This is a genomic window from Rhodococcus sp. M8 (genome assembly GCF_015654185.1).
GTDB lineage: Bacteria > Actinomycetota > Actinomycetes > Mycobacteriales > Mycobacteriaceae > Rhodococcus > Rhodococcus aetherivorans.
Window position 1 is genome coordinate 1,642,168 of sequence record NZ_CP064065.1, and the last position, 15,740, is coordinate 1,657,907.

The 15,740-nt window shown below is 71.0% G+C and carries 17 protein-coding genes; 6 read left to right on the forward strand and 11 right to left on the reverse strand.

Going from position 1 to position 15,740, the window contains the following annotated elements; all coding sequences use genetic code 11:
- Nucleotides 1-31: 31 nt before the first annotated feature.
- Nucleotides 32-334 (reverse strand): DUF3017 domain-containing protein, encoded by a 303-nt coding sequence (locus ISO16_RS07440; protein WP_072635639.1) that lies wholly within the window; start codon nt 332-334, stop codon nt 32-34.
- 4 nt (nt 335-338) lie between these two features.
- Nucleotides 339-1,193, reverse strand: a complete 855-nt coding sequence (locus ISO16_RS07445; protein ID WP_185113681.1) for a bifunctional methylenetetrahydrofolate dehydrogenase/methenyltetrahydrofolate cyclohydrolase — start codon at nt 1,191-1,193, stop codon at nt 339-341.
- A 175-nt stretch (nt 1,194-1,368) separates the two neighbouring features.
- Here ISO16_RS07445 and ISO16_RS07450 point away from each other — a divergent pair, with 175 nt between their 5' ends.
- Nucleotides 1,369-1,833 (forward strand): tRNA (cytidine(34)-2'-O)-methyltransferase, encoded by a 465-nt coding sequence (locus tag ISO16_RS07450; RefSeq protein ID WP_050035501.1) that lies wholly within the window; start codon nt 1,369-1,371, stop codon nt 1,831-1,833.
- Nucleotides 1,834-1,958: 125 nt separating this feature from the next.
- Entirely contained in the window at nt 1,959-2,480 is a 522-nt protein-coding gene (gene idi / locus ISO16_RS07455) for an isopentenyl-diphosphate Delta-isomerase (protein WP_044476485.1), read from the forward strand.
- A 4-nt stretch (nt 2,481-2,484) separates the two neighbouring features.
- Here the strand turns inward: idi and ISO16_RS07460 are convergent, their stop codons facing one another.
- Complete coding sequence (locus ISO16_RS07460; protein ID WP_072635640.1) at nt 2,485-3,039, reverse strand: sigma factor; 555 nt, start codon at nt 3,037-3,039, stop codon at nt 2,485-2,487.
- A 225-nt stretch (nt 3,040-3,264) separates the two neighbouring features.
- Between ISO16_RS07460 and ISO16_RS07465 the strand changes: the two genes are divergently transcribed.
- Together ISO16_RS07465 and ISO16_RS07470 are read left to right on the forward strand one after the other, a co-directional pair.
- Nucleotides 3,265-3,465 (forward strand): hypothetical protein, encoded by a 201-nt coding sequence (locus ISO16_RS07465; RefSeq protein WP_029544747.1) that lies wholly within the window; start codon nt 3,265-3,267, stop codon nt 3,463-3,465.
- A gap of 10 nt (nt 3,466-3,475) precedes the next feature.
- Nucleotides 3,476-4,522, forward strand: a complete 1,047-nt coding sequence (locus tag ISO16_RS07470; RefSeq protein WP_072635641.1) for a DICT sensory domain-containing protein — start codon at nt 3,476-3,478, stop codon at nt 4,520-4,522.
- A 22-nt stretch (nt 4,523-4,544) separates the two neighbouring features.
- Here ISO16_RS07470 and ISO16_RS07475 read toward each other — a convergent pair whose 3' ends face one another.
- The 7 genes from ISO16_RS07475 to ISO16_RS07505 all read right to left on the reverse strand — a co-directional run bounded on the left by ISO16_RS07475 (nt 4,545) and on the right by ISO16_RS07505 (nt 12,221).
- Complete coding sequence (locus ISO16_RS07475) at nt 4,545-4,853, reverse strand: rhodanese-like domain-containing protein (protein WP_006945846.1); 309 nt, start codon at nt 4,851-4,853, stop codon at nt 4,545-4,547.
- A complete protein-coding gene (locus tag ISO16_RS07480; protein WP_072635642.1) occupies nt 4,846-5,697 on the reverse strand; it encodes a DUF4349 domain-containing protein in 852 nt (283 codons plus the stop codon). Before ISO16_RS07480 ends, ISO16_RS07475 begins: the two co-directional genes overlap by 8 nt.
- 11 nt (nt 5,698-5,708) lie before the next feature.
- The gene (locus ISO16_RS07485; protein ID WP_072635643.1) at nt 5,709-8,969 is read right to left on the reverse strand and encodes an error-prone DNA polymerase; all 3,261 of its coding nucleotides are present in this window, start codon (nt 8,967-8,969) and stop codon (nt 5,709-5,711) included.
- 79 nt (nt 8,970-9,048) lie between these two features.
- Nucleotides 9,049-9,912, reverse strand: a complete 864-nt coding sequence (locus ISO16_RS07490) for an RNA polymerase sigma-70 factor (RefSeq protein WP_072635644.1) — start codon at nt 9,910-9,912, stop codon at nt 9,049-9,051.
- The gene (locus tag ISO16_RS07495; RefSeq protein WP_029544755.1) at nt 9,909-10,487 is read right to left on the reverse strand and encodes a carboxymuconolactone decarboxylase family protein; all 579 of its coding nucleotides are present in this window, start codon (nt 10,485-10,487) and stop codon (nt 9,909-9,911) included. Before ISO16_RS07495 ends, ISO16_RS07490 begins: the two co-directional genes overlap by 4 nt.
- Before the next feature lie 265 nt (nt 10,488-10,752).
- Entirely contained in the window at nt 10,753-11,802 is a 1,050-nt protein-coding gene (locus tag ISO16_RS07500) for a cation diffusion facilitator family transporter (protein WP_072635645.1), read from the reverse strand.
- A complete protein-coding gene (locus ISO16_RS07505) occupies nt 11,799-12,221 on the reverse strand; it encodes an ArsR/SmtB family transcription factor (RefSeq protein WP_072635646.1) in 423 nt (140 codons plus the stop codon). Before ISO16_RS07505 ends, ISO16_RS07500 begins: the two co-directional genes overlap by 4 nt.
- Nucleotides 12,222-12,612: 391 nt before the next feature.
- Between ISO16_RS07505 and ISO16_RS07510 the strand changes: the two genes are divergently transcribed.
- Nucleotides 12,613-13,320 (forward strand): ScbR family autoregulator-binding transcription factor, encoded by a 708-nt coding sequence (locus tag ISO16_RS07510; RefSeq protein WP_072635682.1) that lies wholly within the window; start codon nt 12,613-12,615, stop codon nt 13,318-13,320.
- Between the two features lie 10 nt (nt 13,321-13,330).
- Here the strand turns inward: ISO16_RS07510 and ISO16_RS07515 are convergent, their stop codons facing one another.
- Nucleotides 13,331-13,927 carry a dihydrofolate reductase family protein gene (locus ISO16_RS07515; protein WP_072635647.1) on the reverse strand — a complete coding sequence of 199 codons (597 nt, stop codon included), beginning with the start codon at nt 13,925-13,927 and terminating at the stop codon, nt 13,331-13,333.
- A 270-nt stretch (nt 13,928-14,197) separates the two neighbouring features.
- On the opposite strand from ISO16_RS07515, the gene ISO16_RS07520 reads away from it, so the two are divergent.
- Nucleotides 14,198-15,739 (forward strand): multicopper oxidase family protein, encoded by a 1,542-nt coding sequence (locus tag ISO16_RS07520; RefSeq protein ID WP_072635648.1) that lies wholly within the window; start codon nt 14,198-14,200, stop codon nt 15,737-15,739.
- The last annotated feature ends 1 nt before the right edge of the window (nt 15,740 follow it).

Consider the following 15,740-nt stretch of genomic DNA (forward strand, 5'->3'; position numbering starts at 1 on the left):
GCGTGCCGCCGGGCCGCTGAGGCCCGGCGGTTCAGCCGGTGCCGAGAGGATCGATCGAGACCGCCAGGGCGATGATGAGACCGCCCACCACGAGGAGCGCGGACACGTCGAAGGTCCGGCTGCGCACGGCGAGCACGCCGACCAGGCCCTCGGGCACCCACAGGCGCAGCAGGCCGGCGAGCAGGGTGGCGCTGCCGAAGACGAACGCACCGCGGCGCCACCGATCCGCCACGACGAGGATCACCGCCGCGGCGATGACGACCGTCACCGCCAGCAGCGGCAGATTCCGCCGGGCCAGACGCACCCAGCGCTCCGCGCCGGCCAGTTGCACCACCGGGTCAGCGGCCGGCGAGCTGTTCGGCTCGCTCGACCACGTTCGCCAGCAGGAACGCGCGGGTCAGGGGGCCGACGCCGCCGGGATTGGGCGAGAGGAACCCGGCGACCTCGCGGACGTCGTCGGCGACGTCGCCGCGCAGGCCCTCCGGCGTCCGGCTCACACCCACGTCCAGGACCGCCGCACCCGGCTTGACCATGTCGGCGGTGATCAGTCCCGGCACACCGGCGGCGGCGACGACGATGTCCGCGCGCCGCACCTCCGCGGCGAGATCCTTCGTGCCGGTGTGGCAGAGGGTCACGGTGGCGTTCTCGCTGCGCCGGGTGAGCAGCAGCCCGATCGGCCGGCCGACGGTGACGCCGCGGCCCACGACGGCCACGTGGGCGCCCGCGATCGGAACCTCGTAGCGGCGCAGCAGGTGCACGATGCCGCGCGGGGTGCACGGCAGCGCCGCCTCCTTGCCGAGGACGAGGCGCCCGAGGTTGATCGGGTGCAGCCCGTCGGCGTCCTTGTCGGGGTCGATCCGCTCGAGCGCGGCGTTCTCGTCGAGGTGCTTCGGGAGCGGCAGCTGCACAATGTAGCCGGTGCAGGCGGGGTCGGCGTTCAGCTCGTCGATGACCGCCTCGAGCTCCTCCTGCGTCGTGGCGGCGGGCAGGTCGCGGCGGATGGAGGTGATGCCGACCTTGGCGCAGTCGTTGTGCTTGCCGCGCACATACGCCGCGGATCCCGGGTCGTCGCCGACGAGAACGGTGCCGAGGCCGGGGGTGATGCCCTTCGCCTTCAGCGCGGCCACGCGGGCCTTCAGGTCCTCGAAAATCTCGTCGCGGGTCGCTTTGCCGTCCAGGATCGTCGCAGTCACGACCGCCATTGTCTCAGGTCGTCCAGCCGGGGCGGAGACAGCCTCACCACAGCCGGTCCCACCCCGGGCCGGGCACGCCGCGTCGGCGACTCGGCCGGACGGCCGCGCACGACGGTCCGACCCGGGAGCGGCTGCCGGCGAACGACCCGGAGACACCGACTGGCAAGCTGGATCGGTGTTCCGAGTGATGTTCCACGAGCCGTGTATCCCGCCCAACACAGGCAATGCGATCCGCATGGTCGCCGGGACCGGATGCGAGCTGCATCTGGTGGAGCCGCTCGGATTCGATCTCTCCGAACCCAAGTTGCGGCGCGCCGGCCTGGACTACCACGATCTGGCGTCGGTGTCCGTGCACAAGAACCTCGAGGCCGCCTGGGCCGCGCTGCGGCCGGAGCGGGTGTACGCGTTCACCGCGCACGCGAGCGTGTCGTACGCCGCGCTCGAGTACCGGCCCGGTGACGTGTTCCTCTTCGGGCCGGAACCGACCGGACTGTCCGACGAGGTGCTCGCCGACCCGCACGTCACCGCCACGGTGCGGATTCCGATGCTGCCGGGCCGGCGCTCGCTGAACCTGTCGAACGCGGCGGCGGTGGTCACGTACGAGGCGTGGCGCCAGCACGGCTTCGCGGGCGCGGTCTGAGCCGGTCCGGCAGCGAACCCATCCACTCCGGTGGCCGCTCCGAATGCCCACCGACGCCGCGTGCGGAGCCTCGTCGTGGGGAAACGCCGCAACTGTGGGAACGTGGAACGGGGAGGTGAGACGTCGTGACTCTAGTCGTGCTGGTCGACCGCGACGGTCGGGAAGTCGGGACGGCCGAGAAGGTGGCGGCGCACCGCCCCCCGGCCCCGCTGCATCGCGCATTCTCGGCATTCCTGCTCGATGCCGACGACAACGTGCTGCTGCAGCGCAGAAGCCTGGACAAGTACCACTTCGCCGGCCTGTGGGCCAACAGCTGCTGCGGGCACCCGCTGCCGGGCGAGAGCGTGCTCGACGCCGCGGCCCGGCGCAGCTGGGACGAACTGGGCGTGCGCCCGTCGGACCTACAGGAGGTGGCCTCGGTCGTCTACTCCGCCCACGATCCGGACTCGTCGCTGATGGAGCACGAGTTCGACCACGTGGTCGTCGGACGCGTCACCACGGCTCCTCGTCCCGTTCCGAGCGAAGTGGCCGAGGTGCGGTTCCAGTCCCTCGCCGAGGTGGTACGCGAGGTGGAACAGACCCCGCAGGTGTTCGCGCCCTGGATGCCGCATGTCCTCGGCGCGGTGCTGCCGGCGCTGACCCGATAGGCCGTCAGCCGGCGGGCACGTCCGTGGCGGTGGCCCGCATCCGGGCCACACCGGCCCGGATGCGGGCCCGGACCGTCGCGACGGGCAGATCGAGGCGATCGGCGATCTGCCCGCAGGTCATTCCCTCGTAGTAGGCGAGATACAGCGGCTCACCGTGCCCGCACCCGGGCGGCGTCGCCTCGGCCGCGGCCGGGACCCCGGCGTGCGGCCCGCCGGCCCGTGAGCGGATTCGGTCGGCGGCCCGGCGGTGCGCGAGCGCCGACAGCCAGGCCAGGGGGGATCCGACCTGTGGGGCATAGCGGTCGGCCGTGTGCCACACCTGCTCGAACACCTCGCGGGTGACGTCCTCGGCGTCGGTGTCGCCGCGCACGACTCGGAGGACGATGCCGTGCACCTGTGCGACGGTGAGGTCGTAGAGCGCCGCGAAGGCGGCACGGTCCTTTCCCGCGACCCGGACCAGGAGGGGCCGGAGGCGGTCGTCCCCGACCGGGCCGGACCCCTCGGTCCCCGCGTCCGGCGCGCGCTTCGGGGGCGTCGGCGAGCCCGTCGTCGCAGTCATACGAACGACTGTAGACATCCCACCCTCCCGTCGCCGGGTTCGTTTTTCCTTGCGTTGCAGGAAGATCGGACTTCGTATCGATTCGTTATACGTCGTTACACTTCCGTGATCTTCCTGCGTCGGGCTCGACACCTGCGACGGGGATGCTCGGTACTCGGACCGCTCCGGTACACCCGGCGACACGCTCGCCGACCGGCTGTCGGGCGAACGACTCGGAGAACAGAGATGACGGCACCACGGATCCCCCACCGCCCGAAGGGCCCCTCGGCGCTGCTCGACGGCCCGCACGCAGGCATGATCCTCGCCGGCGGCGTCACGGTCGTGGGTGCGCTCGCCGCCGTGGCGGTGGCCGGCTCCGCGCTGCTGGCCGTCGCCCTCACGGCCATCGTCGCAGGTGCGGTGGCGGTCGTCGCCGCCGCGATCTGACGGCGACGAGGTGGAAACGCTCGACGCCGTCGAAGTACCGATCCGGCGCCTCGACGACGGACTGCTCGCGGCATCACTGGTACGCGCGTCCGGGCCGTCCCCCCGACGCCGGGCGCCCCACCGCGCGGTTCCGGCCGCCGACGTCTCCGTACTCGTCCCCGTCCACCTCGGACCGGACTCCGGCGCGCGCGACGCCCTCGGCCACGCCGTGCGCGCGGCCGCCGAAGCCCGCCGCGCCGGGCGGCTCGTGGCGGTCGACGAGGTGGGGGCCGATCCGCGGGCCTCGGCGCTGCTGGCGCTGCTCGAACCGGAGATCGTGATCCTCGCGTCCAGGATGCTGACCCGCCGGGCGGACAGCGACGTCGCGCCCACCCTCCATGCCGTGGCCGCGCACGTCGAACGTACGGGCGCCGTCCTGGTGGCCGACGGGGTCGACTCACTCCGGCACCGGCGGCGGGCACTCGAACTCGGGGCCACCCACGGCCTCGGCCGGCTGTATCCGCCCGCGCTGCGAGCCGAGCCCGCCGAGCGTTTCCCGCCGAGCCCGACGTGGAGCACACCCGACGTGGAGACGCCGACCCCCTACGCCACCGTGGCGTCCGGCCGCGTCCCGGTGCGCAGCACCGAGCATCTGCTGGCCCGGATGACCGCCACCCTGGAAGCTCACGCCGCCACCGCCGGTCCGGACACCCTGGTGCTCGGCACGTTCCGGCACGTCGACCACTTCTGCGCCTCCACCCGATCCCGCTGGTCGGGCATGGCCGGGGGCGTCGCCCACGCCGGCGCCTACGCAGTGGGGATGAAGGCCGGTGTGGAGTCCAGCGTCGTCCACACGCCCCTCGACCCGGCGGACCCGCTGGCCGAGGAGTGGAACGTCGTGGTCCTCGGGGCCCACTTCGCGGGCGTGCTCTCCGCGGTGAGCACCCACCATCGGCATCCCGCCGGGGACCGTGAGTTCGACTACGTCGTGTCCTACGACCGTCCGACCGTGGTGCGCTGCGCCCGCTCGATCCTGCGGCGCGGCCCCTCCCCCGCCGCTCGGCGCGGGACCGGGTGACCGCCTCCGGGGCGACGGCCGGTCAGACCCCGGCTTCGATGTCGCGGCCGGACTGCTGCCACGCCACGGTGCCGCCGGCCACCGACACGGCGTTGATGCCGCGTCCGGCGAGATAGCTGGCTGCCTGCGAACTGCGTCCTCCGACCGCACAGATCACGTAGACGGTGTCGGCGTCCGGGATCTCGTCGGCGCGGGCGACGAACTCGCTGAGCGGGATGAGCGTCACGCCGGGCACCCGCACCTGCAGGTACTCGTCGCGCTCACGGACGTCGATGACGGGTGCACCGGCGGCGAGCGCGGTGTCCAATGCGGCCAGGCCGACCTCACGCATCCTGGTCGTTCCTCTCCGGGTTCGGGGCTGGTTCCGGTTTGTCGCGCCGTGCGAGGAGCCGGACTACCACGTAGACGACGGCTGCGCACACGGCGAGAAACCCCACCCACGGTAGCGCCACCCCCAAAGCGACCACCGACCCGGCCAGCGCCGAGCGCAACGCGTCCCATCCGGCGAGGACTCCGTCCCAGAAGCTGTCCCGGTCCGCGCGGCGCTCTGCCGAGATGTCCACGGTCAGGGTGGACAGCTCGATCTGGTCGGCGAGGTAGCGCTGCTGGGCGACGAGGCCGTCGAGTTCGCCCTGGCGCTGCGCCAGCGCGTTCTCGGCCTCGATGAGGTCGGCGGTGCTCGCGGCCGAGGCCATCAGTGCGCGCAGCCGGTCCACCGACGACTGCAGGGCCGCGATCCGCGCCTCGAGATCGGTGTACTGGAGCGTGACGTCCTCGCGGGTGGTCGTCAGGCTGGTCACCTCGCCGAGACCGCGGATGTCCTCGATCGTTCCGGTGAGCCGGTCCGCCGGCACCCGGACGGTCAGCATGCTGCCGGCGCCCGGCTGCTCGGTGACCGAATCCACCCGGCCGCCCGCGGCCTCGACGAGCGTCACCACCTGTCGTCCGGCCGCGATCGGATCATCGGCACGCAGAACCAGGTGCCCGGTGACGATCTCCTTGCGCGCGGTGGCCTGCGCGTCCGCGGGCGCGGATTCGCGGGTGCCGTCGGACAGGGAGGGCTGCGGCGGCGCCCCGTCACCTGGCCCACCGTCAGCCGGCCCCTCGCCGCCTCCGGCGCATCCGGCCAGGAACCACGCGAGCAGGGCGAGCAGGAGCACCAGGGGGCGTCGCATGCCGCAGGATGCTAACGGAAGTCGCGGGACTTTCCGATGATGCGCAGATCCATGCGCTGCAACCGGTCCGCCACCACCGTCACCGCTCCCTCCGCGTTCTGCACCCGCCCGCGCACGAGCAGCGCCGGTGCGGTGTGCGCGAGCGTGCGGTACCGCGCCCACAGGCCGACGGAGCACACCACGTTCACCATCCCGGTCTCGTCCTCGAGATTGAGGAACGTCACGCCCTCGGCGGTCGCGGGACGCTGCCGGTGCGTGACCGCGCCGCCCACGAGCACCCAGGCCCCGTCGGGGACCTGCAGCAGCCGCGCCGCCGGCACGACGCCGAGCGCGTCGAGCTGCGGCCGCAGGAACTGGGTGGGGTAGCTGTCCGGGGAGACTCCCGTCGCCCACACGTCCGCGGCGGCCAGTTCGACATCGCTCATGCCGGGCAGCGCGGGGGCCTGCGTCGAAGCGCCGACGCCGGGTAGCCGGTCGGGCCGCTGCGCCGCTGCGGCGCTCGCCGACCACAGCGCCTCCCGGCGGGTGATGCCGAAGCACCCGAGGGCGCCGGCCGTGGCGAGGGCCTCGGCCTGGGCGGTGCTCAGCTCGACGCGCCGGGACAGGTCCGGGAACGACGTGTACGGGCCGTGCGCCGTGCGCTCGGCGACGATCCGTTCGGCGAGCGCGTCACCGAGGTGGCGGACCGCGCCGAGGCCGAGACGCACCTCCCGGCCCCGGTTCTCGGTGGTGGCGTGGGCGAGGCCCACGTTCACGTCGGGCCCGTGGACCACGACACCGTGACGGCGGGCGTCGGCGACGAGGGACTGCGGCGAGTAGAACCCCATCGGCTGCGCACGCAGCAGGCCCGCGCAGAACGCCGCCGGATGATGCAGCTTGAACCATGCGGAATAGAACACCAGGGCGGCGAAACTCTGCGAATGACTTTCGGGGAAACCGAAATTCGCGAAGGCATAGAGCTTCTCGTAGATGCGGTCGGCAACGTCGCCGGTGATGCCGTGCCGCTCGCGCATGCCGTCGTAGAGCCGGCCGCGCAGCCGTTCCATCTTCGCGGTGGAACGCTTGGCCCCCATCGCGCGCCGTAACCGGTCGGCCTCGGCGGCCGTGAACCCGGCGGCGTCGACAGCCATCTGCATCAGCTGTTCCTGGAACAGCGGGACCCCGAGGGTGCGTTTCAGGGCCTTCTCGAGGCAGGGGTGGTCGTAGGTGACGGGCTCGAGCCCGTTGCGGCGCCGGATGTACGGGTGCACGGACCCGCCCTGGATGGGACCGGGCCGGATGAGCGCCACCTCGACCACCAGGTCGTAGAAGACGCGCGGCTTCAGGCGCGGGAGGGTGGCCATCTGCGCGCGGGACTCGACCTGGAACACCCCGACGGCGTCGGCACGGCGCAGCATCTCGTACACCCCCTCCTCGGCGAGGTCGAGACGAGCGAGATCCACCGTGATCCCCTCGTGCTCGGCGACGAGGTCGATCATGTAGTGCAGCGCGGAGAGCATGCCCAGTCCGAGCAGGTCGAACTTGACCAGTCCCGCGGCCGCGCAGTCGTCCTTGTCCCACTGCAGCACGGTGCGGCCCGCCATGCGGGCCCATTCGACGGGGCACACGTCGGCGACGGGACGGTCGCAGATCACCATCCCGCCGGAGTGGATGCCGAGATGGCGCGGCAGGCCCTCGACCTGGGCGGCGAGCTCGAGGACGGGCGGGGGGATGTCGGTGTCGGTCTCCTGTTCCACGCCGTGCCACCGGGTGACCTGCCGGCTCCAGGCGTCCTGCTGGCCCTGCGCATAGCCGAGGGCCCGCGCCATGTCGCGGACGGCGGATTTGCCGCGGTAGGTGACGACGTTGGCGACCTGGGCGGCGTGCATGCGCCCGTACTTGGCGTAGACGTGCTGGATGGCTTCCTCGCGGCGGTCGGATTCGATGTCGATGTCGATGTCGGGGGGGCCGTCGCGCTCCGGGGAGAGGAATCGTTCGAAGAGCAGCTCGTTGCGGACCGGGTCGACGTTGGTGATGCCGATGGCGTAGCAGACGGCGGAGTTGGCGGCCGAACCTCGCCCCTGGCAGAGGATGTCGTTGTCCTTGCAGAAGGTGACGATGTCGTGCACCACGAGGAAGTAGCCGGGGAAGTTCAGCCGGCCGATGACGTCGAGTTCGTGCTCGATCTGCCGGTAGGCCGCCGGGTTGTCCTCGGGGGCGCCGTAGCGGTGCCGCGCCCCGCTCAGGGCGAGTTCGCGCAGCCGGCTGAGTTCGGTATGCCCCTCGGGTACGTCGAACGGGGGCAGGTTCGGGGCGATGAGCCGCAGGTCGAAGGCACAGTCGCGGGCGAGTTCGGCGGCACGACGGACGGCGCCGGGGTGGGCGGCGAACAGTCGTGCCATCTCGGCGCCGGAACGCAGGTGGGCGCCACCGGTCGGGAGGAGCCGTCCCGCGGCCTCGTCGAGACTCTGCCGGTCGTGGATGGCGGCCAGGGCCGTCGCCAGACGCCGGCGGTGCGGCGTGGCGTAGTGGGCCGCCGTGCTGGCGATACACGAAAGGCCTTGATTGTCGGCAAGTTCCGCGAGCAGCGCGTTGCGCTCGTCGTCCTCGGGGAGGCCGTGGTGAGTGAGCTCGACCGTGACACGATCGGCGCCGAAGCGCTCGACGAGGTCGCGCAGTGCCGTCCCCGCCGCCTCGGGCCCCCCGACCTCGAGTGCCCGGCGGACGTGTCCGCGGCGGCAGCCGGTGAGAATCTGCCAGTGCCCGCCGGCCGCACCGGTGAGCGCGTCGTAGTCGTAGCGGGGCCTGCCCTTCTCCCCGCCCGCCAGGTGCGCGGCGGCAATCTCGCGGGACAACCGCCGATACCCCTCCTGCCCCCGCGCAAGGACCAGCAGGTGCGTCTCGTCCGCCGATCCGGCATCGAGGGAGAGCTCGGCACCGAACACGGTACGCATCCCCAGCTCGCGGGCGGCCTCGGCGAAGCGCACGACGCCGTAGAGGCCGTCGTGATCGGTGAGCGCAACGGCTTCGAGGCCGAGACGCACCGCCTCCTCCACGAATTCCTCGGGGCCGGAAGCGCCGTCGAGGAAGCTGAACGCCGAGTGGGCGTGCAGTTCGGCGTAGGGCACGGTAGGCCCGTCGGGCGGCCGGACACGCGGTTCGTACTCCCCCCGGGTGCGCGACCAGGCGGGACTGTCGCTGCCGTCACCGGGGAACTCCACGTCGCGCCGGGGCCGGCCCGACAGCACGCGTTCGAGCTCCGACCAGGTCGGCGGGCCACTCCCCCACCCCATCCGTCACCGCCTTCGGGTCGACCTCCTGCGCTCATCGTACATATGTTCGATTGGCCGGCCGACCACCCGCGGACCACGGTCACCGCCGCAGTTCCGCCGACGTCTCCAGCCGCCCCAGTTTGTGTGGGTTGTTGATCGCGTAGAGGCGGGTGATCCGGCCGCCCTCGACCACCAGACTCACTGCAGCGGCAGCGCCCTCGACCTCGAATCGTGCGCCCGGCATCCCGTTGAGCCAGGTGCCGGCCGCCACGAAGCCCGGGGCCTTGGCCAAGCGGATCAGCAACGCCGCCAGTTTCTCGGCTCCGGCGATCGGCTTCCGGGCAGCCGGCACCACCCCGCCGCCGTCGGCGATCGCCACCACGTCCGGGGCGAGCACCTCCATCAGAGCCTGCATGTCCCCCGTCGAGAGGGCAGTCATGAACGTCTCGACGACTGCCAGCTGCTCGGCCGGGTCCACCCGCATCCGCGGCCGCCGCGCCGTGACATGCCGGCGGGCACGGTGCGCGATCTGCCGGACCGCGGCCGGGGTCTTACCCACCACCTCGGCGATCTCGTCGTACGGCGTATCGAACACCTCACGCAGCACGAACACTGCCCGCTCGACCGGACCGAGGGTCTCCAGCACGGTGAGCATCGCGATCGAGACGCTCTCGGTGAGCTCGGCGTCCTCGGCCACATCGGGACTGGTGAGCAGCGGCTCGGGCAGCCATTCCCCGACGTACTCCTCGCGTTGCCGCGCCAGTGCCCGCAGCCGGTTGAGCGCCAGCCGAGTGACGATCCGGACCAGATAGGCCCGTGCGTCCCGCACCTCCGTCCGGTCCACGTCGGCCCACCGCAGCCACGTCTCCTGGACGACGTCCTCGGCGTCGGCAGCAGAGCCGAGCATCTCGTAGGCGACGGTGAAGAGCAGGTTGCGGTGGGCGACGAACGGGTCGCCGGTCATGCCTTCGACGCTACGGCGAGCGGCGCGAGGTTGCAGGCGGCGGAAAACCCCTGCGACTCGATGCCGAGTGCAGTGTTGGAGCGGGTCATGAAGTTCGTCAGCGCGATGTACGCGGTCAGCTCCACCATCGCGGCCGGGCCGAGCGCCTCCAGCAGCCGGGCCGACAACTCGTCGGTGACCGTCGGCGGGGTCTGCGTCATCGCCTCGGCGTACTCCATGACGTCGCGCTCCAGCGGCGTGAAGACATCCGACTCGCGCCACCGCGGCACCTCACGCGCCTTCGCCACGTCCAGCCCCTTGTTGTGGGCATGGAAGTAGCCGAGGTCCAGACAGAAGCTGCATCCGACCAGGCTGGCCACCGCCATGTGGGCGAACGACTTCAGGTTCTCGTCACACCGGTCCCACTTCTGAATCCGGCGACCGACCCCGAAGCTGAAGTTCAGCACTTTCCGGTTGTGCCACATCACCCCCACCGCCTCGGGCACGTCGCCGAGCATCCTTCGGGACATCCGCTTGACGAGCGCGCCGTAGATGCCGGTCAGCTCCGCCTTCGGGATCCTGGTGCTGCTGGTCATGATTCCTCCTTCGGTTATGTGCTCTCGGCATGGAGACACCGGCCACGAATCGAATGTGACATCCGAGCCGGAAATCGTTGCCGCGGGCGGCCGAACCGAGGAGGACGAATATGCACGCGGCCGGCGGCAAGCCGATCGAACCACCGCGGAGAGGACACCATCGAGCACCTCATCGCCCGGGTTCGCGCCGGACAGTGCCGCCAGGCCGTCGAGGACTCGCTGAAGGAAGCCGCCGAACCCCACCGCTTGTTCCCTGGGTGGTCCGTCACCGCCGATGCGGTGAGGACTTGCCGGCGGCGACGGGGTTGTGCGCCGGATAGGCGTGGACGAGCGCAGTGGACAGTTTCGGCACCGCATGGGTGAGGGTGTGTTCGGCCTCGTGCGCCAACCGGTGCGCGTCGGCCAGGCTCGTGTCGGCATCGATGTCGAGTTCGACGTCGGCATACAACCGGTGCCCGATCCACCGCATCCGCACACTGCGCACGCTGCGCACGCCGGGCTCATCGGACAACGATCTTTCGGCGGCATCGACGAGTTCGGGATCGATCCCGTCCATCAACCGCCGGAACACATCCCGCACCGCGGTGCGCAGGACCACGAGGATCGCGACGGTGATGACCAGTCCGACGATCGGGTCGGCCAGCGGGAACCCGAGGGCCACGCCGCCGGCGCCGAGCAACACAGCCAGGGAGGTGAAACCGTCGGTGCGAGCATGCAGCCCGTCGGCGACCAGAGCGGCGGAGCCGATCCGGCGGCCGACGCGAATGCGGTAGAGCGCGACGAGTTCGTTGCCGACGAATCCGACGAGCCCGGCCAGGGCGACCCATCCGAGTTGCTGGATCGGGACGGGGTTGATCAGCCGACGCACCGCCTCGACCCCGGCGACCACCGCGGACAGGGTGATCATCGCGACCACGAACAGCCCGGCCAGGTCCTCGGCCCGCCCGAACCCGTAGGTGTAGCGACGGGTGGCGGCCCGGCGGCCGAGCGCGAACGCGATCCACAGCGGAATCGCCGTCAACGCGTCGGAGAAGTTGTGCACCGTGTCCGCGAACAGCGCGACCGATCCGGAGACGGCGACGACAGCCAACTGCGCGACCGCGGTGACAACCAGCGCGACCAGGCTGATCTTGACCGCCCGGATACCGATTTCGCTGGACTCGAGCGCGTCGTCGACACTGTCCGCCGCGTCGTGACTGTGCGGAGCGAACACCTCCCGCACCGCGGCACCCCACCGGCCACCGCGTTCGTGCCCATGCCCATGACCGTGGGTGTGGCTGTGGGTGTGAGTTGGCGGTTTCGGCGCGTGGCTCATGCTCGGCCACCTTCCGTGCGTGCCGGTGCGGGATCGACGCCTCGCTCGGGATGCAGAATCCGCAGATCGTCGCCGGTGCGGTGATGACCGGGAACGCCGGGCCCGGCATGCTCGGCATTGAACACCGCGTCGGTCACCAGTTGGCGGACGTGATCGTTCTCCAACCGGTAAATCACCTGGGTGCCCTCCTTCCGAGTGCGCACCAGCCGCGCCATCCGCAGCTTCGCCAGATGTTGCGACACCGACGGGGCGGGCTTCCCCACATGCTCGGCAAGGTCGTTGACCGACAACTCTCGATCCACCAACGCCCACAACACCTGGACTCGAGTGGAATCGGCCAGCATACGGAAGACCTCGACCACGAGATCGACCTGATCGTTCGGCAACCGCCGCCGACATGAATCATTATCTGCATTCATACGCAGATAATATCCAATACGGGTGATGAACTCCACGGAAGCGCAAGCCGCCTCTTGACAACTACCCTGCACAAGCGGACATCAACGGGCGCCGGCAGATCGAGACCGACCAGCACCGAGGGCGCCGATCACGAGGTCGACCGCCCACCGACGCAGATGCACTAACGAAACCGGACGATTGGTTTTTCGATGGTACGCTGAGAGCGCCTCCAGGGACAGACCTCCGGGACGTGGCGTGCGCCGCGGCACGGACGGGCCTCTGGTTGCACCGCGGGGAGCGGAGGGTGAGGTTCCGTTCGGGCAGGCTCGGGGGGCCGGCCCGAACGGAACACCCCCGTCCGCACCTAGGTCACGCATGCTGTGGGGGCGGACGACGAAGCGAGGAGTGGTGATGCCCCGGGACTCCGTCGGTGTACCGACCGTCGAATCGGCAGCGGCCCCGGCCGACGCGAACGCGCCGGCCGCGGCTTCCCCTGCCGGGCGCCCGGCCCAGCAGCGCGCGATCCGGACACGACAACAGATCCTCCTCGCCGCCGCGCAGTTGTTCGCCGACAACGGCATCCACGGCACGGCCCTGGCAGAGGCCGCAGCCTCGGCCGAAGTGACCAAGGGCGCACTGACCTTCCACTTCCCCACCAAGGACGCCTTGGTCCAGGCGTTGATCACCGAACAGGAACAGCGCACCCTCGCCACGATCGGCGCGGTCCTGCACACCGACGCCCCGGCGCTCGAGCAGCTGGTCGCGCTCACCCATGCGCTGGGCCGGTTGTTCACCGAAGACCTGATCGTCCAGGCCGGATTGCGGCTGACCGGCGAATACGAACGCGCCGATCCCGAGGCGTACCGAGGCTGGATCACAGTGTTCGAGAGCCTGTTCCGACGCGCCGCAGCCGAAGGCGAGCTGAGCACCCGACTGCACCCGACAGCGCACGCCCGGTTCCTCGTCTCCGCCGTCGCCGGGGTGTATCTCCTGTCGATGGTCCTCGCCGGCCGCGCGGACCTCGAGGTCCGCCTCGACCAGATGTGGGAGCTGTTGCTGCCCGGCATCGTCCGTGCCGACCGGCACGACCGGATCCCGGCGATCCGCACAGCACGCTGACGCTTTTCTCCTACCCGTCGGCGACGGGGCGGTAGGTGCAGACGTGCACGCCCGTCCCGCTGGTGACCGTGGAGACCAGCGCGAGCATGCGCTGCACACCGTCGCCCGGGAAGATCGTCTTTCCGCCGCCGAGGATCACCGGCTCGATCATGAGCCGCAGTTCGTCGACCAGCCCTTCGTGGAGCAGGGTCCGGACAAGAGTGGGGCTTCCCATGACCATCAGGTCGCCGCCGTCGGTCTCGTGCAGCTTCCGCACGGCTGCGACGACCTCGTCGCCGGGGATCAGCGTGGTGTTGTTCCACGTCAGATCCTCGTCCCGCAACGTCCGGGACACGACGTACTTCGGGACGGCGTTCATCCGATCCGCGAACGGGTCGCCGGCCCGCTCGGGCCACGCCGCGGCCATCGTCTGCCACGTGCGCCGCCCGAACAGCAGGGCCCCGGTACGGCCCATCGCCTCGTCGATGGCCGCCCCCATCACCTCCTCGTCGAAGAACGGGAACGACCAGCCGCCGTGGGCGAAGCCCCCGTCGGTGTCCTCCTCCGGTCCACCCGGCGCCTGCACGACGCCGTCCAGGCTCATGAACTCACTGACCACGATGCGCACGGGACTCGCTCCTGTTCCTCTTCGGGGTGTACAGCGATACAGACCATCGCGTCACCCCGAAATCATCGCCTCTCCCGTCCTTCGTGCGCACCTTCGGCCTCGAACCGGGAGGAACTCGCGACGAGAAGGCGGTTCCCGCGGCATCGGCCGAGTAGCACGCCCGGCAACCGCCCGCTCGTCGCAGGAACCTCCCGTTCGGTCCGCCGAGTACCCAGGCGCGCCGGTCCCCTTCGGGGTTGTCCCCCATTCCGATTTCCGGTGTGCGCCCGGATGTGCCGCCGCGCCCGCCCCAGCAGTATCGATCTCGTGAAGCGGGTACTGCTGCAACTGTCCGGCGCCGTCGTCGCTGTGATCGTCCTCGTCACCGCGATCGCTGCCGGCCTCGTCGTGCACGCCTGGAACTCGACGGTGGTCGACACCACCGGGCAGGTCACCTTCGACCGTCCGCTGAACATCCCACCGCTCGCGGACAGCACGGTCACGCCCGACGGGGTCCGCGTGTTCGATCTGACCATGCAGCGCGGCACCACGGACATCGGTCGCGGTCCCGGTACCCGGACCTGGGGCGTGAACGGGTCGTACCTCGGGCCGACGCTGCGTGCCGGGCGCGGCGAGCAGGTGCGGGTGAACGTCACCAACGATCTCGGCGAGACCGGCACCCTGCACTGGCACGGCATGCACCTGCCGGCCGCGATGGACGGCGGCCCGCACCAGCCGATCCCCCCGGGGGCGACGTGGAGTCCGCAGTGGACGATCGACCAGCCCGCCGCAACGCTGTGGTATCACCCGCACCCGCACGGCGCCACCGCCGACCACGTCTACCGCGGGGTCGCCGGGATGTTCCTGCTCGACGACCCGGCCGGCGGCCCGTCCCTCCCCGATCGATACGGGATCGACGACATCCCACTCGTGGTGCAGGACAAGCGGTTCGACGGCGACCAGCTCGACACCGGCGGGCCGATGTTCGCCGCCGTCGGTCTCCTCGGCGACGAGATCGTCGTCAACGGCACCCCGCGGCCCTACCTCGACGTCGCCACCGAGCGGATCCGACTGCGGCTGCTGAACGCCTCCAACGCCCGCGTCTACAACTTCTCCTTCGACGCCGGCCTGCCGTTCCTGCTCATCGGCACCGACGGCGGCCTGCTCGAACGTCCGGCGCCGATGCGCCGCATCCAACTCTCCCCCGGCGAGCGCGCCGAGATCGTCGTCGCGTTGCCCGCGGGCACGACGACCGTGCTCCGCAGCACGGCGCCGGACCTGGGCGCGGACTTCTGGCAGACCCGGTTCTCCGGCGGTGACGACGAGTTCGACGTCCTCGAACTGCGTGCCGCGCGGACCCTCGCGCCCAGCGCGCCGGTGCCCGGGGAACCGACCACCCCCGAGGATCTCGGCACACCCACCGTCACGCGACGCATCGATCTCACCGGCTCCGGCACCATCGACGGCCGCGAAATGGACATGGCGCGCCTCGACCAGACCGTCGCCGCCGGCGCCACGGAGGTGTGGGAGGTCCGCAACAGCAGCGGCGCGATCCACAACTTCCACATCCACGGCACGAGCTTCCGCGTCCTCGGCGACGGCCATCCCGCGCTGTCCGGCCCGAAGGACACCGTATACATCGCGCCGGGGCACACCGTCCGGCTGCTGATGCGGTTCGCCGGCCGCCCCGGCCCGGCGACGCCGTACATGTACCATTGTCACCTGCTCCGGCACGAGGACAACGGCATGATGGGGCAGTTCGTCGTCGTTGCCCCGGGCGAGGAGCCGAACGTGCCGCACGAACCGGCCGCCCACACCGCAGTCCACGAGTAGC

What these genes read in the sequence shown, in the direction of transcription:
- ISO16_RS07460 (WP_072635640.1), bottom strand. Translation starts at nt 3,039, where the DNA reads ATGACTGCGACGACGGGCTCGCCGACGCCCCCGAAGCGCGCGCCGGAC.
- ISO16_RS07485 (WP_072635643.1), bottom strand. Translation starts at nt 8,969, where the DNA reads ATGGGGTGGGGGAGTGGCCCGCCGACCTGGTCGGAGCTCGAACGCGTG.
- ISO16_RS07500 (WP_072635645.1), bottom strand. Translation starts at nt 11,802, where the DNA reads ATGAGCCACGCGCCGAAACCGCCAACTCACACCCACAGCCACACCCAC.
- ISO16_RS07495 (WP_029544755.1), bottom strand. Translation starts at nt 10,487, where the DNA reads ATGACCAGCAGCACCAGGATCCCGAAGGCGGAGCTGACCGGCATCTAC.
- ISO16_RS07475 (WP_006945846.1), bottom strand. Translation starts at nt 4,853, where the DNA reads ATGCGTGAGGTCGGCCTGGCCGCATTGGACACCGCGCTCGCCGCCGGT.
- ISO16_RS07480 (WP_072635642.1), bottom strand. Translation starts at nt 5,697, where the DNA reads ATGCGACGCCCCCTGGTGCTCCTGCTCGCCCTGCTCGCGTGGTTCCTG.
- ISO16_RS07520 (WP_072635648.1), top strand. Translation starts at nt 14,198, where the DNA reads ATGTGCCGCCGCGCCCGCCCCAGCAGTATCGATCTCGTGAAGCGGGTA.
- ISO16_RS07505 (WP_072635646.1), bottom strand. Translation starts at nt 12,221, where the DNA reads ATGAATGCAGATAATGATTCATGTCGGCGGCGGTTGCCGAACGATCAG.
- ISO16_RS07465 (WP_029544747.1), top strand. Translation starts at nt 3,265, where the DNA reads ATGACGGCACCACGGATCCCCCACCGCCCGAAGGGCCCCTCGGCGCTG.
- ISO16_RS07510 (WP_072635682.1), top strand. Translation starts at nt 12,613, where the DNA reads ATGCCCCGGGACTCCGTCGGTGTACCGACCGTCGAATCGGCAGCGGCC.
- ISO16_RS07490 (WP_072635644.1), bottom strand. Translation starts at nt 9,912, where the DNA reads ATGACCGGCGACCCGTTCGTCGCCCACCGCAACCTGCTCTTCACCGTC.